Origin of the sequence: Pseudomonas sp. R4-39-08, from assembly GCF_003852275.1 — a bacterium.
Taxonomy (GTDB): Bacteria; Pseudomonadota; Gammaproteobacteria; order Pseudomonadales; family Pseudomonadaceae; genus Aquipseudomonas.
This window is the reverse complement of the sequence record NZ_CP027733.1, coordinates 2,636,233-2,660,908: the sequence shown is the minus strand read 5'-3', so window position 1 is coordinate 2,660,908 and position 24,676 is coordinate 2,636,233. Positions and strand designations below refer to the sequence as shown.

Genomic DNA, 24,676 nt, shown 5'->3' with positions numbered 1-24,676 from the left:
TCATGACGACATTGAACGGCAAGACCGCCCTGGTCACCGGCTCCACCAGCGGCATCGGCCTGGGCATTGCCCTGAGCCTGGCCAAGGCCGGCGCCAACCTGATCCTCAACGGCTTCGGCGATGCCAGCGGCGTAATCGCCCAGGTGCAGGCGTTTGGCGGCAAGGTCGGGCATCACCCGGCAGACGTCAGCGACCCGGCGCAGATCGCCGAGATGCTGGCCTATGCCGAGCGTGAGTTCGGCGGCGTCGACATACTGGTCAATAACGCCGGCATCCAGCATGTGGCGGCGGTGGAAGATTTTCCGGTGGAGCGCTGGGACTCGATCATCGCCATCAATCTGTCATCGGTGTTCCACAGCACGCGCTTGAGCCTGCCGGGCATGAAGGCCAAGGGCTGGGGGCGCATCGTCAATATCGCCTCGGTGCACGGCCAGGTGGGTTCGGTGGGCAAGGCGGCCTATGTGGCGGCCAAGCATGGGGTGATCGGCCTGACCAAGGTTGTGGGCCTGGAAACCGCGACCAGCAACGTGACGTGCAACGCGATTTGCCCGGGCTGGGTGCTGACGCCGCTGGTGCAGAAGCAGATCGATGATCGCGCGGCCAACGGGGTGAGCCCGCAGCAGGCGCAGCATGATCTGCTGGCGGAGAAACAGCCGTCGCTGGAGTTCGTGACCCCGCCGCAGCTGGGTGAGCTGGTGCTGTTTTTATGCAGTGAGGCCGGTAGCCAGGTGCGTGGCGCGGCGTGGAATATTGATGGTGGCTGGCTGGCCCAATAACCACGGTCTACCGAACAGAAGATATCCAAATGTGGGAGGGGGCTTGCTCCCGATAGCGGTGGGTCAGTCAATGAATGTGCAAACTGAAACACCGCCATCGGGAGCAAGCCCCCTCCCACATGGGAACTCCATTGTTTGCAAGACCTGTATAGGAAGAGACCTTGCTCATGTCCGACATCCTCTGGCAACCCTCCCCGGAACGCATCGCCAATACGCGCATGGACCAGTTCCGCCGCTACATCAATGCGCGCCACCACCTGCAGCTGGGCGACTACCCCGCGCTGCACCAGTGGAGCATCGACCAGCGCCCGGATTTCTGGAAGGCCATCGTGGCGTTCTTCGAGGTGCAATTTCGCAGCCCGCCCAGCGCCACGTTGATCGAGAGCGCCGACATGCCCAGCGCCCAGTGGTTTCCCGGCGCTACCCTGAACTTCGCCGAGCACTTGCTGCGCCGTCGCGACGATCACCCGGCGGTGGTTGCCATCAGTGAAGACGGCCAGCGTGAACAATTGAGCTACGCGCAATTGGCCGAACATGTCGCCGGCCTGCAAAACAGCCTGCGCTTGGCCGGTGTCGGAAAAGGCGACCGCGTCGCGGCGTGCATGCCCAATACCTGGCAAACCCTGGTCGGCATGCTCGCCACCACCAGCCTCGGGGCAATCTGGTCGTGCTCGTCACCGGACTTCGGCACCCAAGGCGTGATCGACCGTTTCGGCCAGATCGAACCCAAGGTGCTGATCACCTGCGCCGGTTATCGCTATGCCGGCAAGACCCTCGACCAGAGCGCCAAGCTCAATGAAATCCTCGAGCGGCTGCCGTCCCTGGAACACTTGATCATCGTGCCCTACGCCCGCCCTCAGGCGCAGGTCACGGATTACCGCACGTCCGCACGCGTCGCACTGTGGCGCGACTTCTACCAACCCGGCGGCACGCCCGAGTTCGTCGCGGTGCCGTTCGATCACCCGCTGTATATCCTCTATTCCAGCGGCACCACCGGCGTGCCCAAGTGCATCATTCACGGCACCGGCGGCGTGCTGCTCACCCACCTCAAGGAACATGGCCTGCATGCCGACCTGTCTCGTGAAGACTGCCTGTTCTACTACACCACCTGCGGCTGGATGATGTGGAACTGGCTGGTGTCGGTGCTGGCCCTGGGCGCCACGGCGGTGCTGTATGACGGTTCTCCGTTTCATCCGGGCCCGCAACGCTTGATCGACCTGATCGACGCCGAATGCATCAGCGTATTCGGCACCAGCCCCAAGTTCCTCGCCACCCTGGAAAAGGCCGGCCTGCAACCGCGCCTCAGCCATGATTTGCGCAGCCTCAAAGGGTTGATATCCACCGGCTCGCCGCTGTCGCCCCAGAGCTACGACTATGTGTACCGCGAGATCAAGGCCGAGCTGTGCCTGTCGTCGATGTCCGGCGGTACCGATATCGTCTCCTGCTTCGTGATAGGCAACCCGGTATTGCCGGTGCGCCGTGGCGAAATGCAGTGCAAGAGCCTGGCGATGGCTATCGAAGTGTGGGACGACCAGGGCCGCCCACTGGTCGGCGAGAAAGGCGAATTGGTGTGTACCCGGCATTTTCCCGCCATGCCCATCGGGCTGTGGAACGACCCGCAGCAGCAGAAGTTGCGCGCCTCGTATTTCAGCCAGTTCCCCGGCGTGTGGGCCCAGGGCGACTACGCCGAGCAACGTCCCAACGGCAGCCTGCTGATTCATGGCCGCTCCGATGCGGTGCTCAACCCTGGCGGCGTGCGCATCGGCACTGCCGAGATCTATCGCCAGGTGGAAAAAGTCACGCAGGTGCTGGAAAGCCTCGCCATCGGCCAGCGCTGGCAAGACGACGTGCGCGTGGTGCTGTTTGTGCGCCTGGCTGAAGGTGTCCAGTTGGATGAGGCGCTGGAGCAGCAAATCCGCCAGGTGATCCGCGCCAACACCACACCGCGCCACGTGCCGGCGAAAATCCTCGCGGTCGCCGATATCCCGCGCACCATCAGCGGCAAGATCGTCGAATTGGCGGTGCGCAATGTGGTGCATGGGGAACCGGTGAAAAACACCGATGCGCTGGCCAACCCCGAGGCCCTCGAACACTTTCGCGACCGCCCTGAGCTGGCGTGACAGATGAAAGGCTTCAGCCCTGATACGGCGTTTTGCAGAAAACCCGGCAATGCGTGCTATTTTTCGAGGTAGCCACCCGTCGTTGTCTCTTGGAATAATGGGTGTTGTCATTTTTCAAAGCGTGATACGCAAGGCTTTTTCATGAATGGAACATCCACCGGTAGCGAAGCCGCAGCAATGATCGAGCGGCTGGACTGGGCGCAAAGCCCCCTCGGTGAGGCCAATGATTGGCCGCAAAGTCTGCGCACCGCCGTGGATATCGTGGTGCATTCGCCCATGCCGATGCTGCTGCTCTGGGGCGAGCAGCTCACCCAGCTGTATAACGATGGCTTCGCCCGGCTGGCCGGCAACAAGCACCCCGGCGCCCTGGGCCAGCCGGTGCACGCGACCTGGCCGGAGCTGCAAAGCTTCGCCGCGCCGGTCTACGACGCGGTGCTCAGCGGCCAAGTGCGCACCTTCAGCGAGCAGCGCTTCGTGCTGCAGCGCAACCAGCGCGACACTGAAATCTGGCTTGACCTGACCTACAGCCCAGTGCGCGATGAAAGCGGCCGCGTGGCCGGCATCCTGGTCACGGCCATCGAAACCAACGAGCGGCGCCGCCAAGCCCTCGAACTGCAACAGCGCTCCGAAGACAGCCTCAAGGCCCAGCACAACACCGAGCAACGACTGCAACTGGCCCTGGCGGCGACCGACGCGGTAGGCACCTGGGACTGGGACATCGGCGAAGACCGGTTTATCGCCGACGCACATTTCGCTTACCTGCACGGCGTCGACCCCAATGACGCCGGCCTGCTGCCCATCAGCGCCTACCTGCTCGGCGTGCATCCCGAAGACCGTGGCACGGTCACGCGCAGCATCAAGCATTGCATCACCTTCGGCACCGAATACGCCGAGGAATACCGCCTGCTGCAAGCCGACGGCCAGGTACGCTGGGTGTTTGCCCGTGGCCGCTGCTACAAGGACCCGCAAGGCCGCCCCGCCCGTTTCCTCGGTGCCGCGCTGGACCTCACCGAGCGCAAGCACACCGAGCAGGCGCTGCGCCAAAGCCAGACCGAACTGCAACTGATCATCAACGCCATGCCGGTGCTGATCGGCTATGTCGACCACGAGCAACGCTTTCGCTTGAACAACAGCGCCTACCTCGACTGGTACGGCAAGACGCCTCAGGAACTGTACGGCAAGACCATCCGTGAGGTGCTGGGCGACGAGGTGTACGCCGGGCGCGCAGACAAGATCGCCGCCGCGCTCAACGGCAAGGCGTGCAGCTTCATGACCGTCACGCCGCATCGCGACGGGCGGCCGCGCCATGCGTTGATGAAGTACCTGCCGCGCTTCTGCACTGACGGCTCGGTGAACGGTTTCTACATCTTTGTGATCGACGAGACCGAACGCAAACTCACCGAAGAAGCCCTGCGCCACCTCAACGAAAACCTCGAAGAGCGCGTGGCCCAGCGCACCCAGGCGCTGGCCGAGGCCAACCAGCGCCTGCAAAACGAAATGTTCGAGCGCGAGCGGGCTGAAGACGCGCTGCGCCACGCGCAAAAAATGGAAGCTGTGGGCCAGCTTACCGGCGGTATCGCCCACGACTTCAACAATATGCTCACCGGCATCATTGGCAGCCTCGACCTGATGCAACGCTACATTGCCGCCGGCCGCAGCGAAGACATCGGCCGTTTTGCCGATGCCGCCGTGGCCTCCGCCCACCGCGCCGCCGCCCTCACCCACCGGCTGCTGGCGTTCTCGCGGCGCCAGTCGCTGGACAAGCGCCCCACCGATCCCAACCAGTTGGTGGCGTCCCTGGAAGATCTGTTCCGCCGCACCAAGGGCGCGCATATCACGCTCACCGTGCAGCTTGGCAAAGACATCTGGCCGGTGAACACCGACGCCAGCCAACTGGAAAATGCCCTGCTCAACCTCGTCATCAATGCCCGCGACGCCATGCCCGACGGCGGTGAACTGCTGATCGAAACCGCTAACAGCTATCTTGACGGTACCGATATCACCACCCTGGAGCCGGTCAAGGCCGGCGACTACGTGATGCTCGGCGTGCGCGACAACGGCAGCGGCATGGCGCCGAAAATCCTCGCCAAAGCCTTCGACCCGTTCTTCACCACCAAACCCATCGGCCAGGGCACCGGCCTGGGCTTGTCGATGATCTACGGCTTTGCCCAGCAATCGGGGGGCCATGTGACTATCCAGAGCGAACCGGGCCAGGGCACCTGCGTGCGCCTGTACCTGCCGCGCCTGCATGGCACCGCGCTGGAAAGCAACCTGCCCGCCAGCCTGGCCGAAGCGCCGCTGGCCCTGGCCGGCGAAGCGGTGGTGGTGGTCGAGGATGACCCGGCGGTGCGCATGCTGGTGGTCAATCTGCTCGACGAGCTGGGTTACACCGCGCACCAGGCAGCAGACGCGCGCACGGCGCTGCCGTTGCTGGAATCGGATTTACGCGTGGACCTGCTGGTGACCGACGTCGGCCTGCCGGGCATGAACGGCCGGCAACTGGCGGAAATCGCCCGCCAGCACCGGCCGGGGCTGCGCGTGCTGTTCATGACCGGTTACGCCGAAAAAGCCGCCGAGCGCCAGGGCTTTCTGGAGCACGGCATGGACATGGTGGCCAAGCCGTTTTCCATTGACCTGCTGGCGACCAAAATCCGCAGCATGATCGGCGTCGATGCCTGAGTTCAGGCATAATCGCGCGCCGTCGCACACCTGGTAGAGATCGATGAAAGCCCAAGCCCGTCATATCCTGGTGAAAACCAGCGAAGAAGCCGAACAGCTCAAGCAGCGCATTGCCAAGGGCGAAGCCTTTGATGTGCTGGCCAAGAAGTACTCCACTTGCCCGTCGGGCAAGCGCGGCGGTGATCTGGGTGAAGTGCGGCCAGGGCAGATGGTCGGGGCCATTGATGCAGTGATCTTCAAGAAACCGCTGCGGGTGGTGCATGGGCCGGTCAAGAGCAAGTTTGGTTATCACTTGGTGCAGGTGTTTTACCGGGACTGAGGGGTTGGCTTTACACCGTTATCGGGGGCAAGCCCCCTCCCACACTTGATTTGTGAATACATCACAATGTGGGAGGGGGCTTGCCCCCGATCCGCCGCAGGCGGCCATTCACCTGGGTATCAATGCCCCCGGCACCTGAATCACTCGACTCGCCAACCGATGCCCGGCCAACGCAGCCTGCTCCGGCGAACCGCCCTTGAGCCGACCGGCCAAATACGCCGCACTGAACGAATCCCCCGCCGCCGTGGTGTCCACGACCTTCTCCACCTTCAACGCCGGCACGGCAAAGCGCTCGTCGGCGCAACGGATCAAACAGTCATCCGCGCCGCGCTTGAGCACCACCTCCTCAATCTTCGGGTAGGCCGCAAACACCTGCTCGCTGTCGGCATAACCGAACAACGCGCGCTCGTCGTCCTCGGTCAGCAAGGCGATATCCACCTCGGCCAACACGCGGTGATACGCCGCGCGGGCCGCCTCGATGTTCGCCCACAGACGCGGCCGGTAGTTATTGTCGAATACGACCTTGGCGCCGCGACGCCGGGTTTCGATCAGGCTTTCCAGTAAACGCTCACGCCCGATTTCCCCCAGCACCGCCAGGGTGATGCCGCTGAAATACACCCAGTCATAGCCCGGCAGGGCTGCCAGGATCGGCTCGGCGGCCGGCGTGGTAAAACAGTCGCGCACAGCCGCTTCGTTGCGCCAGTAGAGGAATTTGCGCTCGCCGTTGGCGTCGGTCTGGATGCAATACAAACCCGGCAAACGCCCGGCCAGGCGCTGGACCATGCCCAGTCCAAGGCCTTCATCAGCCCATTGTTGGCACATGGCGTCGCTGAAACTGTCATCGCCCAGGGCGGTGACGTAATCGACAGTGCCGGAGTCGCCCAGCTCGCGGCGCAGGTACACCGCCGCGTTCAGGGTGTCGCCGCCGAAGCTCTGGTGCAGGCTGCCGTCGGCGCGGTGTTGCAGTTCGATCATGCATTCGCCGATGAGGGCGATGCGCGGTTTAGTGGTCATGGCTGCTGTCTCGGTGGGGCTGATGGACTCATCGGGGGCAAGCCCCCTCCCACATTTGGAATGCATTCCCCTGTGGGAGGGGACTTGCCCTCGATAGGCACGACTCGGTCTAGAAGCAGGTGCGCAGGGACTCGATCACCCGCAGTTGCTCATCCACCAGGCAACCCACCTGCCACTTGTCGAAGGTCAGGCATGGATGGGAAGTACCAAACGAAATGATGTCGCCAATGCGCAGTTCCACCCCCGGCGCCACGGTCATGAACGCGTGTTGGTCCATCACGGCGGTCACCTGGCACGCGCTCACATCATCGCCCTCTGCCGGTAAAATTCCGGCCTTGTAGCGCTTGAGCGGCACCGGCAGACCGGCGTCGTAGGCTACGTCGCGCTTGCCCAGGGCGATCACCGCAAAGCCCGGTTCCGGCAACGATTGCACATGGGCCCAGACTTCCAGCGCCGGGCGCAGGCCTTCGTTGAGGTCGCTGCGACGGTCAAGCACACAGCATTGCGCGTCTTTATAGATGCCATGGTCGTGGGCCACGTAGCTGCCGGGGCGCAGGACGCTGAGGAAGCGGCCGGCGGCATTCTGCGCCTCGAACGATTCGGCAATCAGGTCATACCAGGCCGAACCCGACGCCGTCACGATCGGCGTGGGCAGGTCGAAATAGCCGTTGTCTTGCAGGTCTACCGCCTGGCGCACCAGGCTGGCCGCGAACGCGCGAATGCCGCTGATCGCCTGATCGCCATGAATCACGCCTTCATAGCCTTCAATTCCGGTAAGGGCCAGGGCCGGCTGGGCTTTGATCGCCTCGGCCAGCTCGCGCACTTGTTGCTCGCTGCGGCAACCGCAACGGCCACCGACCACGCCGTACTCGATCATCACGTTCAGGCGCAGGCCACGGGCCGCGAAGAACAGGCCGAGGTCGGCAACGTTGTCCGGATGGTCGACCATGCAGTGAAAATCGAAATCCGGGTCGCCCAGCAGGTCGGCGATCAGCGCCATGTTCGGCGCGCCGACCAGTTGGTTGGCCATCAGCACACGGCGCACCCCGCCGGCGTAGGCGGCGCGGGTCTGCACCGCAGTGGCCAGGGTGATGCCCCAGGCGCCCTGGGCGAGCTGACGCTGAAACAGCGCCGGCATCATGCTGGTCTTGCCGTGTGGCGCCAACTGCGCGCCGCTGTCACTGACGAATTGCTGCATCCAGCGAATGTTGTGTTCCAGGGCCTCGCGGTGCAGCACCAGGGCCGGCAGGCTGACATCGCGGACCAGGTGAGCGCCAACTGCGGCGGCGCCTTTTTCAACGGCATTGAAGGCAGACATGGGTAATTCCTATTCGTTGATGCGCCGGGCCAGGTTATTGGCGCTGTCGATCAGCACCCGGCGATAGTCGTGATAGTTTTTGCTCGCATCGGCCCGCGGGGCGACGATGCACAGCGTCGCAATGCTGACGCCCTGCGCGTCGCGCACCGGGGCGGCAAAGCAGTGGGTAAAGGTGTCGGCGACGCTGTCGAAGGAGAAGAACCCGTCGAGGGTGGCCTGGCGGATCTGCGCCAGGAAGGTCTCCAGGGGCAGGCGCAGGCCATCCGGCAGGATGAAATCGTCGGGATCGATCAAGTCGATGATTTGCCGGTCGCTCAAATGCCCGAGCAGCAGGCGCCCGGAGGCGGTCCAGGGGATCGGCGCGTTTTCGCCGATATCCGAGGAAATACGAAAATGCCGCTCGCCTTCGCGCATCAGCGCCACCGTGTACTTGCGCCCGTTGAGCAGGCACATCTGCGCGGTTTCGTGGGTCTGGCTGACGATCTCCTGCAAGGCGTGGTCGGCCTCGCGGGTCAGGTCGAAGTGGCGCAGGTGCGCCTGGCCGAGGAAGTACAGCTGGCGTCCGAGGTAGACGTGACCGTCCTTGCCCACGGTTTCCAGGATGCGCCGTTCGAGCAGCGAGGCGACCAGTTCGTAGACCGTGGACTTGGGGCTGCCGATGCCGCTGGCGATGTCATTCGGGCGCAGTGGCTGGCCGATTTCCTTGAGAAAATCGAGGATATCGAACGCACGGTCCAGGCCTTTGGCGCGGCGTTTGATGGTGTCTTCGGTCATGGCAGTGTTAAGTCCTGACAAGGTGTGTGCTGCACAGTAATCCCCTGTGGGAGGGGGCTTGCTCCCGATGGCGGTGTGCCAGTGCATACATCTGTTGCTGATACACCGCTATCGGGGGCAAGCCCCCTCCCACATTTGATCCATTGTGGCTTCAAGAGAGGGCCAATTTAGCCTTTTTTCTTGTAGGCCACGCAATCGATCTCCACCTTGCAATCGACCATCATGTTGGCCTGCACACAGGCGCGCGCCGGGGCGTGTTCCGGGGTGAAGTATTCGCCGAAGACTTTGTTGAAACTCCAGAAATCCCGTGGGTCTTCCAGCCATACGCCGACGCGCACCACGTCTTTCAATTCGTAGCCGGCTTCTTCCAGAATCGCCACCACGTTGCGCATCGTCTGGCGGGTTTGTTCGATGATGCCGCCATTGATGATTTCACCGTCCACCGCCGGCACCTGGCCCGACACATACAACCAACCATCGGCTTCCACCGCACGGGCGAAAGGACGTGGCTGGCCGCCGCCGGCGGTGCTGCCGGTACCGTAACGAGTAATGCTCATAAAATAGCTCCTGATTAAAAACGAATGCTCTTGAGAAATTCCGCCAGACGCGGTGACTGCGGCCGCTCGAAGATGTCCTTCGGCGAGCCCTGCTCTTCGATGCGACCCTGGTTCATGAAGACGATTTTGTCCGAGACCTCATAGGCAAAGCGCATTTCGTGGGTGACCAGCAACATGGTCATGCCCTCCTCCGCCAATCCCTTGATCACGCTGAGCACTTCGCCCACCAGCTCCGGGTCGAGGGCCGAGGTGACTTCGTCGAACAGCATCAGGCTGGGGTTCATGGCAATGGCTCGGGCAATCGCCACGCGCTGTTGCTGGCCGCCGGACAACTGGCCGGGGAAGTGATTGCGACGTTCCAGAAGTCCCACACGGTCGAGCCATTTTTCCGCGAGCGACACGGCCTCGTCCTTAGGCATTTTCTTAACTTTCAACAAACCCAGGGTCACGTTCTGCAAGGCGGTCAGATGCGGGAACAGGTTGAACTGCTGAAACGCCATGCCGGTCATGGCGCGGTGCTGGGCGATCACCCGCTCGGGGTGACGCACGCGCTTGCCGGCCACGTCGCTATAGCCGATGGACGCGCCATCGAGGGTAATCTGCCCGCCCTGGAATTCTTCCAGCAGGTTGACGCAACGCAACAGGGTGGTCTTGCCCGAGCCGCTGGAACCGATCAAGGTCACCACGTTGCCACGCTGCAGGCTCAGGTCGACGCCCTTGAGCACTTCAACGTCTCCGTATTGCTTGCGCAGGCCACGAATGTTCAGCAACGGTTCGATTGTTTGAGGTTGATTCATGGCAAGGCCACCCGCTTTTCAATGTAGCGCCCGAATAACTCGATGGCGTAGTTGATGACAAAGAACATGAAGCCTGCGAACAGGTAGAACTCCAGGGTCATGAAGGTGCGCGCAATGACTTGCTGGGTGCTCAGCAGCAGCTCGGCCACGCCGATCACCGAGAGCAGGGTCGAGGCCTTGACGATTTCCGTGGAGGAATTGACCCAGGTCGGCAGGATCTGCCGCAGCGCCTGGGGCAACAGCACGTAGCCCAGGGACTGGTAAAACGTCAGGCCAATTGCCTTGCCCGCTTCCAGTTGCCCACGGGGGATGGCCTGCAGCGCACCGCGCACGATTTCCGCGACGTGGGAGCCACAGAACAGCGTGAGCCCGACCGCGCCGGCCTGGAACGCGCTGATCTGCCAACCGAGCGCCGGCAGCATGTAGAAACACGCCAGTACCAGCACGAATACCGGCGTGCCACGAATCAGGTCGACATACAGGCGAAACGGCGCACGCATCCAGAACTTGCCATAGGTCAGCACCAGCCCGGCGAAGATACCGATCAGGGTGCCGAAGATAATCGCCAGCGCCGAGCAGTAAATGCTGGTCTGGAACCCGGCCCACAGCGTCTCCCGGGCGATCCACAGTTCATGCAGCCAGCTAGGGGATTCGTACATGGAAAACCCTCCTTAACGACGGATCGCCAGACGCTGTTCCAGGTAACGGAGCAGCATGGCAATGAGGTAACAGGCGGCCACGTAGAGCGCCGTCGTCACCAGCCAGGTTTCGATCACCCGGTAGCTTTCGACGTTGATCTTGCGGGCGTAATAAGTCAGCTCCGGCACCGCAATCGCAGCGGCCAGGGAGGTGTCCTTGAACAGCGAGATAAAGTTGTTCGACAGCGCCGGCAGCACGTTGCGCAGCATCACCGGCACGGTGATATACGCGCGTATACGCCACTCACCCAGGCCGATCGCCAATCCGGCTTCGCGCAAGCCCTTGGGAATGTTCAACAGCCCGGCGCGGAACACTTCGGTCAGATAAGCCCCGGCGTACAGCGACAAGGTGATGATGAACGAGGGGATTTTATCCAGGCGGATCCCCAACGACGGCAAGGCAAAATAGATCAACAGGATCAGCACCAGGATCGGCGTATTGCGAACCACTGTCACATACACCGAAGCGAACACACGCAACGCCCGGTGCCTGGACAGCATGGCAAACGCCATCAGCAGGCCGATCACGCAGCCGATGGCGATCGACAGCAAAGCCAACTGCAGGCCCAGGCCGAGCCCCGCCAGCAAGGTGTCGAAATCACGCCATACGGCGGCAAAGTTCAACTGATAGTTCATGGTCGGCAGTACCTGAGTGGGGCGCCGTCAAGCACGCCCCGATTGTTCTGGATCACTTGAATTCCACAGGAAAACCAATCGCCGGCTCTGGCAGGTCCACGCCGAACCATTGCTTGAACGACGCCTTGTAGGCGGGGAATTCAACGCCGGTCATGGCCTCATGCAGCGCGGTATTGACGAAGTTCAGCCAGTCCTGGTCGCCACGCTTGACCGCGCACGCGTAGGTCTGCGGGCTCCAGGCGTAGGCCGGGCTGCGGTAGCGGCCGGGGTTTTGCACCATCAGGTATTTGACCGACGACTGATCGGTGGCAGCGGCATCGGCGCGACCGGAGTTCACGGCCTGGTACATCAGGTCGACGCTGTCGTACTGGTCAACCTTGGCCTTGGGCAGCGCCTGGTGGACCAATTCTTCGGCATACACGTTCTGCAGCACGGCCACGGTGACGCCATCGCCCGCCGCCTGCAGGTCTTCGATTTCCTTGTACTTGCTGTTATTCGGCAACAGCAGGCCCACGCCTTCGCGGTAATACGGCAGGGTGAAGGCCACTTGCTGCGCACGGCTGGCGGTGACGGTGATGAACTGGCAGCTCATGTCGACCTTGTCGGTCAGCAGGTTGGGAATACGCGCGTCGGAAGACTGCACCACGTACTCGACCTTGCTCGGGTCGTTGAACAAGCCTTTGGCCACGATGCGGCCGATGTCGATATCAAACCCCTGCAACTTGCCATCCGCTCCCTGGAAGTGCCACGGCGCATTGGTACTGCCTGTACCCACGATGAGGTGCCCACGCTTGAGCACATCATCGAGCTTGCTGTCCGCTGCCTGCGCGAGGCTGGCAACGGTAGCCGATGCGGCGAAGAGAAAAACACACGCTTTGAACACGGAAGGTCGGTGATGCATGACAAGCACTCCAGGAGTTGTGTATTCCGCTATACCGGAACTTGGTATGTAACAACGGAATAGACAGCAGAAAGTGTGCCATAGGCGCTGAAGGAAACCTATGCCGGGGAGAAATCCTTTATGGATCAGCGAGATAGTTTCTGGAGGGTTTTACGGCGTTGCGCCATCATCCAGCCACGCTGCTACTCAATGCCCCACAACGATGTTACTGCGCACCAACTCTGCGCCCTTGGACTAATCTGTAGAGCGAGCAAGCCCCAACATGAAAGGACCCCCGATGAAATTGAGCCTTGGCCTGTTAATGCTGTGTTATCTGATGGCTGGCAACGCCGTGGCCAGCGACCGCCGCGACTGCAAGGAAGAACTGCAAAAACTCAAGGAAGCCTTCGACACCAGCTACACCAGCCAGAACCACCACGGCTACCGCGAAGCCAAAGCGTCCCGCGACAATGAGGAATACAGGAAGTGCGCAAGCCAGGCGCGCAAGGCACGGGAACGGCTGGAGCGTGGGCCGGACCTGTGAAGGTTGACAGTAGACGCAGATGAGCCACCGGCTTAGCGTTGGCACACACCCACACTACCGGCAGGAGATCACCATGGGCGCAGCCACGCGAACAATTTCCAGCGCCAAGGACTTCCAGCGCGTGCTGAACACACCGCGCCCGGTCTTCATCCTGTTCGTTTCAGAGCACTGCCCTGCCTGCGCCAGCGCGGTCCCCTTATTCGAAAAGGTTGCCTGGCAACATCCGTGGATCGTGCGCGTGGTGCTCGATTGCGCGCACACCCCAAGGCACCCTGACGTTACCGGTACGCCAACGCTGCTCGTCTACGAGCGCGGCAACAGGGTGGAACTGCACAAGGGTTTCGGCCCCGTGGAGGAGCAACAGCAGTTCGTGCACGCGCTATTCATGCGCTTTGACCGGAGCAAGGCCGCAAAACCACCTGGGTCACCCGCCGCTCTTCAACCGCAGCCACCGTTAATCGCCAGCCCTCATATTCCAGGCTATCGCCCACCACAGGCAGACGATCGAGCAGGCTCATCAGCAGGCCAGCCAGCGTTTGATAATCCTCGGTAGCCGCCGCCTTGAAGCCCGTGCGCTGACCGACCTGGCTCAGATTCAAGGCGCCATTGGCGCGAAATCCGCCACCCTCCTCGACGATATCCGGCCCCTCGATTTCGCTGGCGTCCGGCAATTCACCGGCGATGGACTCGAGGATGTCGGTCATGCTCAACACCCCCATGAAGTCGCCGAATTCGTTGATCACAAAGGCGATGTGGGTGGATTCCTGACGCATCTGCTCCAGGGCATTGAGGATCGAAAAGCTCTCCAGCAGGTTGATCGCCCGACGCGCCAGATGCTCAAGGTTCGGCTCGTTGCCGGCCAGATACTCCTTGAGCAACTCCTTTTTGTGCACAAAGCCCAGGGGCTCATCGACCGCGCCGTTGCGGATCAACGGCAAACGCGAGTAGGACGAATGCATCAGTTTCAGGCGAATACTCTCGGGATCGTCCGCCAGGTCGATAAAGTCAACCTTGGCCCGTGGCGTCATCATCGTGCGGATCGGCCGTTCGGCCAGTTGCAGCACACCGCTGATCATCACCCGTTCGCGTCGGTCGAACAGCGGACCTTGCGCAGCATCCACCTCGCCCAGCAGATCGGCGACCTCTTCACCCACCTCTTCCACCGCCAGGCTGCGACCGCCGAGCAAGCGCATCACTGCGTGGGCCGTACGCTCGCGCACCGGTAATACGCCTTGCGCCGATTTCTTGCGCCGCGAACGGGCGATCTGGTTGAACACTTCAATCAGGATCGAGAAGCCGATCGCCGCGTACAGGTAGCCTTTCGGAATATGGAAGCCCAGGCCTTCGGCGGTCAGCGCGAAGCCGATCATCATCAAAAAGCCCAGGCACAGCATGATCACGGTCGGGTGCGCGTTGACGAAGCGGGTCAACGGCTTGCTCGCCACGATCATCAGGCCGATGGACACGATCACCGCGATCATCATCACCGCCAGCTCATCGACCATGCCCACGGCGGTAATCACCGCATCGAGGGAGAACACCGCGTCGAGCACCACGATCTGCGCCACGATCGGCCAGAACATCGCGTAAGCCACATTGCCCTTATGCTGGGCCACATGCCCTTCCAGGCGCTCATGCAACTCCATGGTGGCCTTGAACAACAGGAACACACCGCCGAACAGCATGATCAGGTCACGGCCGGAGAAGCTCTTGTCGAACACCTCGAACAGCGGCTGGGTCAGTGTCACCAACCAGGAAATACTTGCCAGCAGGCCCAGGCGCATCAGCAAGGCCAGGGACAAACCGATCAGCCGCGCACGGTCGCGCTGCTCCGGCGGCAGCTTGTCCGCCAGGATCGCGATAAACACCAGGTTGTCGATACCCAGCACCAGTTCCAGCACAATCAAGGTCGCCAGGCCGAGCCAGGCCGTTGGATCCGCTAACCATTCCATTTATAGAGTCTCTGTATTCAAGAATGCCGGGCACGGCAAAGCGCGGTCATTGGACCGGGACAAGGTTAGTCGATGCAATATGGGGTGCTTGGGCGGGAGTCTTGGGGAAAGACGACTGGGAGGCTCCGAGAGGGTGTTCATGCAAGTCCTGAGGTAACGAAAGGACTTGAATCCTACAGCCCAAATACGATTTCCCTACAACGCAAAACTATTACAAAACCTGTCCTAAAACCCACACAAAACCCATGTGGGAGGGGGCTTGCTCCCGATGGCGGTGTGCCAGTGAGCGCATCTGTCAAGATCGTGCCCACGCTCCCGCGTGGGAATGCAGCCCGTGACGCTCTGCGTCACCGGACGTTGGCGGGACGCGGAGCGTCCCGAGCGGCGTTACCACGCGGAGCATGGGAACGATCAATCGGGAGCAAGCCCCCTCCCACATTTTGACCTGCGGCGTGTCAGGATTTTCGGGTGGCGTCGTCCAGCGCGAGGATGGTGTGGGCATTGGTGACGGTCGTTGCCAGGGTGTTGATCACCCCAGACCGCAACGCCCCCAAGGTCGCCGCCGCCTTGGTGTTCTCACTGGCAATCGCCACCACGTCCGGGATGCGGAACAGTTCCTGCACCGTCAGGCCGATGACCCGTCCCTGGATGGCGTTGACCGCCGGCTGGCCGTGGATATCGATAAAGTCGTAACCCATCATGTCGCCCACCGTGCCGGACAAGCGTGCCTGGGCGATTTCCTGGGGCGAGAACCAGCCCATGCGCACCATGTTGCTGTTTTCACTCATGTCGCCGATGCCGATCAGGGCAATATCGGCGCGGCGCGCGCGGTCCAGGGTCGAGCGCACCGTGTCGTTGTTGATCAACACACCGCGCAGTTCCGGGTTGGCCACCAGCGCCGGGGCGTACAGGCTTTCACTTTCACCGCCAAAGCGCAGGGCCAGGCGCCGGCAGATATGGTCGGGGTTCATGTACTCGCCGGCCTTGAGCGAACCGCCGATGGCGCAGACAAACGTGCAGTTGCGCGTCACCGGCAGAAAGACGTTGTCAGCCACCGCGCCGACGTTACGTCCCATGCCCACCGCGACGATCATGCCGTCGCCCAGGGTTTTATTCAGGTAATTGGCCACCAGGCTGGCGACGGCCGAGCGCTGGGTGTCCGGGTCGCTGTGATCGACCGCGATCAACGCGCGATCCAGCTTGAAGCGCTCGACCAGCGCCCGCTCCAGCTCGTTGTTCATCGCCGGGTGCTGCAACACCCGCACCTCGACAATGCCTTCATCACGTGCCCGCTTGAGCAAGCGGCTGACCTTGGCCCGCGACAGGTCGAAGCGCTTGGCGATGGCCTCCTGAGTGACGTTTTCGAGGTAATAGAGCATCGCCACTTCGGTCATCTGATCGATATCGCTGGCCATGCGCTGGCTACTGTCACTCATGGGGACGGGCTTCCGTTTCGGCGTCAAAGGCGCATTCTCCCGACTCTTGCCCCGCGCCGTCCACTATTGATGCCCATCGCGCTCGATCGCATTGATGCGCTCGACCTTGGCCCCCGAGCGCGCAGCCTCGAACTCCGAGGCCAGGAACGCGGTGACGACGCTCTTGGCCAGTTCAACGCCGATGACCCGCGCGCCGATGGACAGGATCTGCGCATCGTTGCTCTTGCGCGCACGCTCCGCCGAGTAAGTGTCGTGGGCCTGGGCCGCACGAATACCGAGCACTTTGTTGGCGGAAATGGCCATGCCGATCCCGGTGCCGCAAACCAGCACGCCGAGACGCTGCTGCCCGGCGGTGATGGCATTGGCTACGGCCAGGGCAATGTCCGGGTACAGCACCGGCGCGGTGGAATGCGTGCCGAAATCGGTCACCGGGTAACCCAGCGCTTCGATATGTCGCTTCAACAATTCCTTGAGCTCAAAGCCCGCTTCATCGCATCCGATAGCCACCGGGAAAGGTGTGTTCATGGCGTCTGGCTCCGCTGCCGTCATCGTACTTACGACTGATCATATGATCACTCACTGAAATTTCGCTCAGGCATTTCTCGGGCATATGAGCTGATCTGTCAAGCTCGTTTTTATCGGAGCTCCCGCTAATGCGGCATTAAAAGCCAATACCGCCACGCCAGATGAGAATCATCGCTTTCAAGTGAAAGAGATTGACTGATCAGAATTTCATTTGGTACACATATGCTCACAGCGAAACATGACTGTGCGACCTAATAAGAATTCACAGCACGAGGACACGCCGATGGCCACGCCATTACTGCTCCAGGCTGAACACGTCGCCAAGGCTTACGCCGGGGTCCCTGCCCTGCGTGACGGGCGCCTCTCTCTGCGGGCCGGCAGCGTGCACGCCCTGTGTGGCGGCAATGGCGCCGGCAAGTCGACCTTCCTGAGCATCCTGATGGGCATCACCCCGCGCGACGCCGGCAGCATCCTGCTCAATGGTGTTGCCGTGCAGTTCAACCGCCCGAGCGAAGCCTTGGCGGCGGGGATCGCGATGATCACCCAGGAGCTGGAACCCATTCCCTACATGAGCGTCGCCGAAAATATCTGGCTGGGCCGCGAACCGCGCCGCGCCGGCTGCATTGTCGACAGCAAGGCGCTCAACCGCCGCACCCGCGAGCTGCTCGAAGGCCTGGAGTTCGACGTCGACCCCACCAGCCCCATGCACCGCTTGAGCGTGGCGCAGATCCAACTGGTGGAAATCGCCAAGGCGTTCAGCCATGACTGCCAGGTGATGATCATGGACGAACCCACCTCGGCCATCGGCGAGCGCGAGGCAGAAACCCTGTTCAAGGCGATTCGCCGCCTCACTGCACGCGGCGCGGGCATTGTGTACGTGTCGCATCGCCTGAGCGAGTTGGCGCAGATCGCCGACGACTACAGCATCTTTCGCGATGGCGCCTTTGTGGAAAGCGGGCGCATGGCCGATATCGACCGCAACCATCTGGTGCGCGGCATCGTCGGCCAGGAGCTGACGCGGATCGATCACAAGGTCGGCCGTGAATGCGCCGCCGCCACCTGCCTGCAAGTCGACAACCTGAGCCGCAACGGCGAATTTCACGACATCAGCCTGCAACTGCGCCAGGGCGAAATCCTCGGCATTTACGGCCTGATGGGTTCGGGGCGCAGCGAATTCCTCAATTGCATCTACGGCCTGACCACGCCGGACTCCGGCAGCGTCACCCTGCAAGGCAAGCCCATGCCTGTCGGGCTGCCCAAGGCGACCATAAACGCCGGCATGTCGCTGGTCACCGAAGACCGCAAGGACAGCGGCCTGGTACTGACCGGCAGCATTCTTTCCAACATTGCGCTGTCGGCCTACAAGCGCTTGTCGAGCTGGTCGCTGATCAACGCACGCAAGGAAACCCAATTGGCTGAAAACATGGTCAAGCGCCTGCAGATCAAGACCAGCTCCCTGGACCTGCCGGTGGCCTCCATGAGCGGCGGCAACCAGCAGAAAGTGGTGCTCGCCAAATGCTTGTCCACCGAACCGATCTGCCTGCTCTGCGATGAACCGACCCGGGGCATCGATGAAGGCGCCAAGCAAGAGATCTACCACTTGCTCGACCAGTTCGTGCGCGCCGGGGGCGCGGCCATCGTGGTGTCGTCGGAAGCCCCGGAGCTGCTGCACCTGAGCGATCGCATCGCTGTATTCAAGGGCGGCCGGCTGGTGACCATCAGCAGCGACACCGCCCTTTCCCAGGAAGCCTTGTTGAGTCTTGCCTCATGAATGCCAAAACGATTGTTGCGCCCGTTACCGCCACGCCGCGCAACCGCCTGCGCCTGTCCCTCGACCGCTTCGGCCTGCCGCTGGTGTTTATCCTGCTGTGCGTGGTGATGGCGTTTTCCAGCGAGTACTTCATGACCTGGCGCAACTGGATGGACATCCTGCGCCAGACCTCCATCAACGGCATCCTTGCCGTGGGCATGACCTATGTGATTTTGACCAAGGGCATCGACCTCTCGGTGGGCTCGATCCTGGCGTTTGCCGGGCTGTGCAGCGCCATGGTCGCGACCCAGGGCTATGGCCTGCTGGCCGCAGTCAGCGCGGGGATGTTCGCTGGGGCGATGCTCGGCGTGGTCAACGGCTTCATGGTCGCCAACCTGTCGATCCCGCCGTTCGTGGCCACCCTCGGCATGCTCAGCATTGCCCGCGGCATGACCTTCATCCTCAACGACGGTAGCCCGATCACCGACCTGCCCGACGCCTACCTGGCGCTGGGCATCGGCAAGATCGGCCCGATTGGCGTGCCGATCATCATCTTCGCAGTGGTCGCACTGATCTTCTGGATGGTGCTGCGCTACACCACGTACGGGCGCTATGTGTACGCGGTGGGCGGCAATGAAAAAAGCGCGCGCACCTCCGGTATCGGTGTGCGCAAGGTGATGTTCTCGGTGTATGTGGTGTCGGGCCTGCTGGCCGGACTGGCCGGCGTGGTGCTGTCGGCGCGCACCACCTCCGCCCTGCCCCAGGCCGGGGTTTCCTATGAGCTGGATGCGATTGCCGCCGTGGTGATCGGGGGTACCAGCCTGTCGGGCGGCACCGGCAGCATCGTCGGCACTTTGTTCGGCGCGCTGTTGATCGGCGTGATCAACAACGGGCTGAACCTGCTCGGCGTGTCCTCCTATTACCAGCAGGTCGCCAAGGGCCTGATCATCGTGTTTGCAGTACTGATCGACGTGTGGCGCAAGAAAAAACGCTAGAGAACGACCCACAACAATAACCGGAGTTCTACTTATGAAACTGGGTACCACCTTGGCCGCTGCGGCGACCTTTACCCTGCTGGCCAGCAGTATCGCCCTGGCCGCCGATGGCAAGACCTACAAGATCGGCGCCGCCGTCTACGGCCTCAAGGGCCAGTTCATGCAGAACTGGGTCCGCGAGCTCAAGGAACACCCTGCGGTCAAGGACGGCACCGTGCAATTGACCGTGTTCGACGGCAACTACGACGCGCTGACGCAGAACAATCAGATCGAAAACATGGTGACCCAGCACTACGACGCGATTCTGTTCGTGCCCATCGATACCAAGGCCGGCGTCGGTACGGTGAAAGCCGCCATGAGCAACGACGTGGTGGTCATCGCCTCCAATACGAAAGTAGCCGATGCCAACGTGCCGTATGTGGGTAACGACGATGTCGAAGGCGGCCGCCTGCAGGCCCAGGCCATGGTCGACAAGCTCAATGGCAAGGGCAACGTGGTGATCATCCAGGGCCCGATTGGTCAGTCGGCACAGATCGACCGGGAAAAGGGCGAACTGGAAGTGCTGGGCAAACACCCGGACATCAAGATCATCGAGAAAAAAACCGCCAACTGGGACCGCGCCCAGGCGCTGACGCTCACCGAAGACTGGCTGAACGCTCACCCCAAAGGCATCAACGGTGTCATCGCCCAGAACGACGACATGGCCCTCGGTGCGGTACAGGCGTTGAAGTCCCATGGGCTGACCTCCAAGGACGTGCCCGTCACCTCCATCGACGGCATGCCGGATGCGATCCAGGCGGCGAAAAAAGATGAAGTCACCACCTTCCTCCAAGATGCCCAGGCCCAGTCCCAAGGCGCGCTGGACGTGGCGTTGCGCGCCTTGGCCGGCAAGGACTACAAGCCGCAATCGGTGATCTGGGCGCGCTACGGCAACGACGTGAAATGGGGGGATGGCACGGCCAAGAACTACATCCTGCCATGGGTGCCGGTGACGAATGCCAACGCCGATGCGCTGTACAAGCAGGTCAGTGGCGGTAAGTAGTTATAGATCGTTCCCACGCTCCGCGTGGGAATGCATCCCATGACGCTCCGCGTCATCCATCATCAGGACGCAGAGCGTCCCAGGCGGCATTCCCACGCAGAGCGTGGGAATGATCGATTGCCAAAAATGGAGTCATTCATGTCAGGTTTCTGGAACCAAGCCTTCGACCTCAGCGGCCGTTGCGCCGTGATCACCGGGGGCGCCGCCGGCATCGGCCTGGCCTGCGCCACCCTGTTGGTGGAACGCGGTGCCCGCGTGGCCCTGCTGGACCGCGACCCGGCAGTGGTCGAGGTGGCCGCCCGCCTCGGTGCCGGGCACTTGGGCATTGCCGTCGACCTCAGCCAGATCGGCGAGATACAACCCACCATTGATCAGGTTTTCGAACAGTTCCAACGCCTGGATTACCTGGTCAACAGCGCCGGCGTGGTGTTGCTGGACAAGGCCGTCGAGGTCAGCGAAAGCGCCTGGGACACCACCCTGGATATCAACCTCAAGGCCAGCTTTTTCGTGGCCCAGGCCTGCGCCCGCCACATGCTGGCCCAGGGCAGCGGGCGCATCGTCAACCTCGCCTCCCAGGCTGCCGTGATCGGCCTGGACCGCCACGTCGCCTACTGCGCGAGCAAGGCCGCCATCGTCGGCATGACCAAGGTATTGGCCATGGAATGGGCGCCGCAGATCAACGTCAACGCCATCTCCCCCACCATCGTCGAGACCGCCCTGGGCAAGCAAGCCTGGGCCGGCGCATTGGGCGAACGGGCCAAGGCGCAGATCCCGGCGGGACGGTTTGCCCAGCCCGAGGAAATCGCCGCGCTGGCGCTGTACCTGCTCAGCGATGCCGCGCAGATGATCACCGGCGCCAATATGCTGATCGACGGCGGCTACAGCATTCAGTAATTCATCTTTATGTCGTGAGGGTTTGTCATGTCCACCGTTACCGAACGCAGCGCTGAACAACTCGCTCCAGTCATCCCGAAAACCATGCAGGCCGTGGTGTGCCATGGCCCGGAAGACTATCGCCTGGAAACCGTCGACGTGCCCACACCTGGGCCTGATGAAATTCTCACCAAGGTCGAGCTGTGCGGCATCTGCATGGGCGACATCAAGACCTATCGCGGCGCGCCGTCGTTCTGGGGCGATGCCGAGCAACCGCGCTACGTGAAACCACCAATGATCCCAGGGCATGAGTTCGTGTGCCGCGTGGTTGCCCTCGGCCCTGGCGCGGAAAAACGCGGCGTGGCGGTCGGTGAGCGGGTGATTTCCGAGCAGATCGTGCCGTGCTGGGGCTGCCGGTTCTGCAACCACGGCCAATACTGGATGTGCCAGAAGCATGACCTCTACGGCTTCCAGAACAATGTGCAGGGCGCCATGGCCCAGTACATGATTTTCACCAAGGAAGGCATCATCCATAAGGTGCCGGAATCCATCGCCCCGGATGAAGCGATCCTGATCGAACCCCTGGCCTGCTCGCTGCACGCGGCGGAACGCGCCGATGTCGACCACGACGACATTGTAGTGGTCGCCGGCGCCGGTACCCTGGGCCTGGGCATCATCGGCGCGGTGCGTTTGCGCAACCCGAAAAAACTCATCGTGCTGGACATGAAACCCGAACGCGCCGCCCTGGCCCTGCGCATGGGCGCCGACGAGGTATGGAACCCGGCCGAGGTCGACGTGCTGGCGAAAATCCGCGCGATCACCGATGGCTACGGCTGCGACATCTATATCGAAGCCACCGGGCACCACAAGGCAGTGAACCAGGGCCTGGCGATGCTGCGCAAATTGGGGCGTTTCGTTGAATTCAGCGTATTCAATGATGAAGCCACGGTGGACTGGTCGATCATCGGCGACCGCAAGGAGCTGGATATTCTCGGCTCGCACCTGGGGCCGTATATGTACCCGCGCGCCATCGACTTTATCGGCAGCCGCAAGATCGACATGCGCGATGTGGTAACCCATAAGTTTGCGCTGGCGGATTTCAAGGAAGCGTTTGCGGTGATGGAGCGTGGCGACAAGTCGCTCAAGGTTGTACTTGAGCCCTAAACACACCACAGATCCAAATGTGGGAGGGGGCTTGCCCCCGATGGTGGTGTGACAGTCAGCACATCTATTACTGAACCACCGCTATCGGGAGCAAGCCCCCTCCCACACTGGATAGCGGTGAACCAATAAAAAACAGGAACCCGCGTTATGAATCGAGTCATCAACGATCCGGACCAAGTGGTCGAAGACATGCTGCGCGGCGTCCTGGTCGCGCACCCTGAACTGCGCCAGTACGAAGCCAACCCACGAGTCATCGTCAAGGCCAAACCCTCGGCCCAGGGCCGTGTCGGCATCGTCACCGGCGGTGGTTCCGGGCATGAACCGGCCTTTCTCGGCTACGTCGGCCCGGGCCTGGTGGATGCGGTGGCGGTCGGTGAGATTTTCTCCTCGCCCACCGCCAAGAGCTTTTTCGACGCCTTCCGCGCCGCCGACCATGGCGCGGGCGTGGCCTGCCTGTACGGCAACTACGCGGGTGACAACATGAACGTGAAGCTGGCGATGAAAATGGCCGCCAGTAAAGACATGCGTATTCGCACCGTGGTCGCCAACGACGACGTCGCTTCCGCACCCCAGGCGGATATCGCCAAGCGTCGCGGGGTGGCCGGGGAAATCTTCATGTGGAAAATCGGCGGAGCCGCCGCCGCCCAGCATTACGACCTGGACGGTGTGATTCGCGTCGCGCAAAAAGCCGTCGACCACTGTCGCTCCATCGGCATCGGCCTCACGCCCTGCACCATCGCTGCAGTGGGCAAGCCGAACTTCCAGATCCCCGACGGCCAGATGGAACTGGGTATCGGCCATCACGGCGAACCGGGCATCGAAGTGATCCCCATCGAGTCCGCCGCCGCCATGGCCGAGCGCATGCTCGCTCCCATCCTCGCAGACCGCGACTTCAGCCAGGACGACAGCGTGGTGGTGCTGGTCTCCGGTCTCGGCGCCACGCCGGTGATGGAGCTGTACGTGTTCTATGCCGAGGTGGAACGCCAGCTCACGGCCAAGGGTTTGAAGATTCACCGTTGCTATGTCGGCAACTACTTCACCTCCCTGGAAATGATGGGCGTGACCCTGACCCTGCTCGGCCTGGACGCGGAGCTGAAAACCCTGATCGATCAACCCTGCCGTTCCATCGGCATGACCCAGGCGGAGTGAACCATGAGTGAGCATTTTTCCAGCCACGACGGCAGCGCCATCGTCGCCGACCTGGTCAGCGTGATCGTGGCCAACCGTGACTACCTCAGCGAAATCGACGGTGCGATTGGTGACGGTGACCACGGCATCAACATGGCCAAGGGCTTCGCCCACTGCGGGCGCGCGCTTGAAGGTCGCCAACTGACCCTGGCGGCAGCCCTGGACGAACTGACCCTGAGCCTGATGGAGGGCATCGGCGGCTCGATGGGCCCGTTGTATGGCAGCCTGTTTATCGGCATGGCCGACGAAGTGCGCGGCAGTGAAGACATCGACGCCGCCACCTTCGCCCGCTTGCTGCGCGGCGGCCTGACGTCGTTGCAGGACATTACCGAGGCGGGTGTGGGTGACAAGTGTTTGATGGACACCCTGATTCCGGCGGTGCAAGCCTTTGAGCGAGCGCACGCCGATGGGGCTTCGTTCTACGCCGCGCTGGAGACGATGAAAAGCGCTGCTTCCCAAGGGCGTGATTCGACCAGGGACCTGGTGGCGAAGATAGGCAGGGCCAGCCGCCTGGGTGAACGCTCGCTAGGGGCGCTGGATGCTGGGGCGGTGTCGTGCTGCCTGATCCTCACGCGGCTGGCGGATTCCATCCAGCCCCGCTTGGCCTGACCGGTGATCGTTCCCACGCTCCGCGTGGGA

At 62.2% G+C, this 24,676-nt stretch carries 23 protein-coding genes and 1 pseudogene; 13 read left to right on the top strand and 11 right to left on the bottom strand.

Going from position 1 to position 24,676, the window contains the following annotated elements; all coding sequences use genetic code 11:
* The first annotated feature begins 2 nt into the window (after positions 1-2).
* The 4 genes from C4J88_RS12165 (at position 3) to C4J88_RS12150 (ending at position 5,894) form a co-directional block, all read left to right on the top strand.
* Positions 3-776, top strand: coding sequence for a 3-hydroxybutyrate dehydrogenase (locus tag C4J88_RS12165; RefSeq protein WP_124366834.1), 774 nt, complete (start codon positions 3-5; stop codon positions 774-776).
* A gap of 167 nt (positions 777-943) precedes the next feature.
* Complete coding sequence (locus C4J88_RS12160; protein WP_124407043.1) at positions 944-2,896, top strand: acetoacetate--CoA ligase; 1,953 nt, start codon at positions 944-946, stop codon at positions 2,894-2,896.
* 141 nt (positions 2,897-3,037) lie between these two features.
* Positions 3,038-5,575, top strand: coding sequence for a PAS domain-containing sensor histidine kinase (locus C4J88_RS12155; protein ID WP_124407042.1), 2,538 nt, complete (start codon positions 3,038-3,040; stop codon positions 5,573-5,575).
* Positions 5,576-5,618: 43 nt separating this feature from the next.
* The gene (locus tag C4J88_RS12150) at positions 5,619-5,894 is read left to right on the top strand and encodes a peptidylprolyl isomerase (protein WP_124362615.1); all 276 of its coding nucleotides are present in this window, start codon (positions 5,619-5,621) and stop codon (positions 5,892-5,894) included.
* A 108-nt stretch (positions 5,895-6,002) separates the two neighbouring features.
* On the opposite strand, the gene C4J88_RS12145 is transcribed toward C4J88_RS12150, so the two are convergent.
* The 8 genes from C4J88_RS12145 to C4J88_RS12110 all read right to left on the bottom strand — a co-directional run bounded on the left by C4J88_RS12145 (position 6,003) and on the right by C4J88_RS12110 (position 12,589).
* Positions 6,003-6,908 carry a sugar kinase gene (locus tag C4J88_RS12145; RefSeq protein ID WP_124407041.1) on the bottom strand — a complete coding sequence of 302 codons (906 nt, stop codon included), beginning with the start codon at positions 6,906-6,908 and terminating at the stop codon, positions 6,003-6,005.
* Between the two features lie 109 nt (positions 6,909-7,017).
* A complete protein-coding gene (locus tag C4J88_RS12140; protein WP_124407040.1) occupies positions 7,018-8,226 on the bottom strand; it encodes an amino acid deaminase in 1,209 nt (402 codons plus the stop codon).
* A gap of 9 nt (positions 8,227-8,235) precedes the next feature.
* On the bottom strand, positions 8,236-9,000 hold the full coding sequence (locus C4J88_RS12135; RefSeq protein WP_124370519.1) for an IclR family transcriptional regulator: 765 nt from the start codon (positions 8,998-9,000) through the stop codon (positions 8,236-8,238).
* A gap of 167 nt (positions 9,001-9,167) precedes the next feature.
* Positions 9,168-9,557 carry a RidA family protein gene (locus C4J88_RS12130; protein ID WP_032896881.1) on the bottom strand — a complete coding sequence of 130 codons (390 nt, stop codon included), beginning with the start codon at positions 9,555-9,557 and terminating at the stop codon, positions 9,168-9,170.
* Between the two features lie 14 nt (positions 9,558-9,571).
* Positions 9,572-10,354: an amino acid ABC transporter ATP-binding protein gene (locus C4J88_RS12125; RefSeq protein ID WP_124407039.1), complete on the bottom strand. Its 783-nt coding sequence runs from the start codon at positions 10,352-10,354 to the stop codon at positions 9,572-9,574.
* The gene (locus C4J88_RS12120; RefSeq protein ID WP_124366828.1) at positions 10,351-11,013 is read right to left on the bottom strand and encodes an amino acid ABC transporter permease; all 663 of its coding nucleotides are present in this window, start codon (positions 11,011-11,013) and stop codon (positions 10,351-10,353) included. The genes C4J88_RS12125 and C4J88_RS12120 overlap by 4 nt, the downstream gene beginning before the upstream one ends.
* A gap of 12 nt (positions 11,014-11,025) precedes the next feature.
* Entirely contained in the window at positions 11,026-11,688 is a 663-nt protein-coding gene (locus tag C4J88_RS12115; RefSeq protein WP_124362609.1) for an amino acid ABC transporter permease, read from the bottom strand.
* 52 nt (positions 11,689-11,740) lie between these two features.
* Positions 11,741-12,589, bottom strand: coding sequence for a transporter substrate-binding domain-containing protein (locus tag C4J88_RS12110; RefSeq protein WP_124362608.1), 849 nt, complete (start codon positions 12,587-12,589; stop codon positions 11,741-11,743).
* Positions 12,590-12,866: 277 nt separating this feature from the next.
* Here C4J88_RS12110 and C4J88_RS12105 point away from each other — a divergent pair, with 277 nt between their 5' ends.
* Both C4J88_RS12105 and C4J88_RS12100 read left to right on the top strand, forming a co-directional pair.
* Positions 12,867-13,112 carry a hypothetical protein gene (locus tag C4J88_RS12105; RefSeq protein ID WP_124366827.1) on the top strand — a complete coding sequence of 82 codons (246 nt, stop codon included), beginning with the start codon at positions 12,867-12,869 and terminating at the stop codon, positions 13,110-13,112.
* 19 nt (positions 13,113-13,131) lie between these two features.
* A pseudogene (locus C4J88_RS12100) lies at positions 13,132-13,467 on the top strand (thioredoxin family protein); the annotation flags it as partial.
* Positions 13,468-13,495: 28 nt separating this feature from the next.
* Here the strand turns inward: C4J88_RS12100 and C4J88_RS12095 are convergent.
* The 3 genes from C4J88_RS12095 to rpiB all read right to left on the bottom strand — a co-directional run bounded on the left by C4J88_RS12095 (position 13,496) and on the right by rpiB (position 17,025).
* Positions 13,496-15,064, bottom strand: coding sequence for a TerC family protein (locus tag C4J88_RS12095; protein ID WP_124407038.1), 1,569 nt, complete (start codon positions 15,062-15,064; stop codon positions 13,496-13,498).
* Positions 15,065-15,519: 455 nt separating this feature from the next.
* A complete protein-coding gene (locus C4J88_RS12085; protein ID WP_124362603.1) occupies positions 15,520-16,500 on the bottom strand; it encodes a sugar-binding transcriptional regulator in 981 nt (326 codons plus the stop codon).
* A gap of 63 nt (positions 16,501-16,563) precedes the next feature.
* On the bottom strand, positions 16,564-17,025 hold the full coding sequence (gene rpiB / locus C4J88_RS12080) for a ribose 5-phosphate isomerase B (protein WP_124366825.1): 462 nt from the start codon (positions 17,023-17,025) through the stop codon (positions 16,564-16,566).
* 283 nt (positions 17,026-17,308) lie between these two features.
* Here rpiB and C4J88_RS12075 point away from each other — a divergent pair, with 283 nt between their 5' ends.
* From C4J88_RS12075 to dhaL, 7 genes are all read left to right on the top strand, one after another.
* A complete protein-coding gene (locus tag C4J88_RS12075; protein WP_124370514.1) occupies positions 17,309-18,796 on the top strand; it encodes a sugar ABC transporter ATP-binding protein in 1,488 nt (495 codons plus the stop codon).
* Positions 18,793-19,770, top strand: coding sequence for an ABC transporter permease (locus tag C4J88_RS12070; RefSeq protein ID WP_124407036.1), 978 nt, complete (start codon positions 18,793-18,795; stop codon positions 19,768-19,770). Before C4J88_RS12075 ends, C4J88_RS12070 begins: the two co-directional genes overlap by 4 nt.
* Before the next feature lie 34 nt (positions 19,771-19,804).
* Positions 19,805-20,812 (top strand): substrate-binding domain-containing protein, encoded by a 1,008-nt coding sequence (locus C4J88_RS12065; RefSeq protein WP_124370512.1) that lies wholly within the window; start codon positions 19,805-19,807, stop codon positions 20,810-20,812.
* 138 nt (positions 20,813-20,950) lie between these two features.
* Entirely contained in the window at positions 20,951-21,706 is a 756-nt protein-coding gene (locus C4J88_RS12060) for an SDR family oxidoreductase (RefSeq protein ID WP_124407035.1), read from the top strand.
* Between the two features lie 27 nt (positions 21,707-21,733).
* Positions 21,734-22,849 carry a zinc-binding dehydrogenase gene (locus C4J88_RS12055; RefSeq protein ID WP_124407034.1) on the top strand — a complete coding sequence of 372 codons (1,116 nt, stop codon included), beginning with the start codon at positions 21,734-21,736 and terminating at the stop codon, positions 22,847-22,849.
* 147 nt (positions 22,850-22,996) lie between these two features.
* Positions 22,997-23,998, top strand: a complete 1,002-nt coding sequence (locus C4J88_RS12050) for a dihydroxyacetone kinase subunit DhaK (protein ID WP_124403994.1) — start codon at positions 22,997-22,999, stop codon at positions 23,996-23,998.
* Between the two features lie 3 nt (positions 23,999-24,001).
* Complete coding sequence (dhaL, locus tag C4J88_RS12045) at positions 24,002-24,646, top strand: dihydroxyacetone kinase subunit DhaL (protein WP_124366819.1); 645 nt, start codon at positions 24,002-24,004, stop codon at positions 24,644-24,646.
* Positions 24,647-24,676 lie beyond the last annotated feature (30 nt).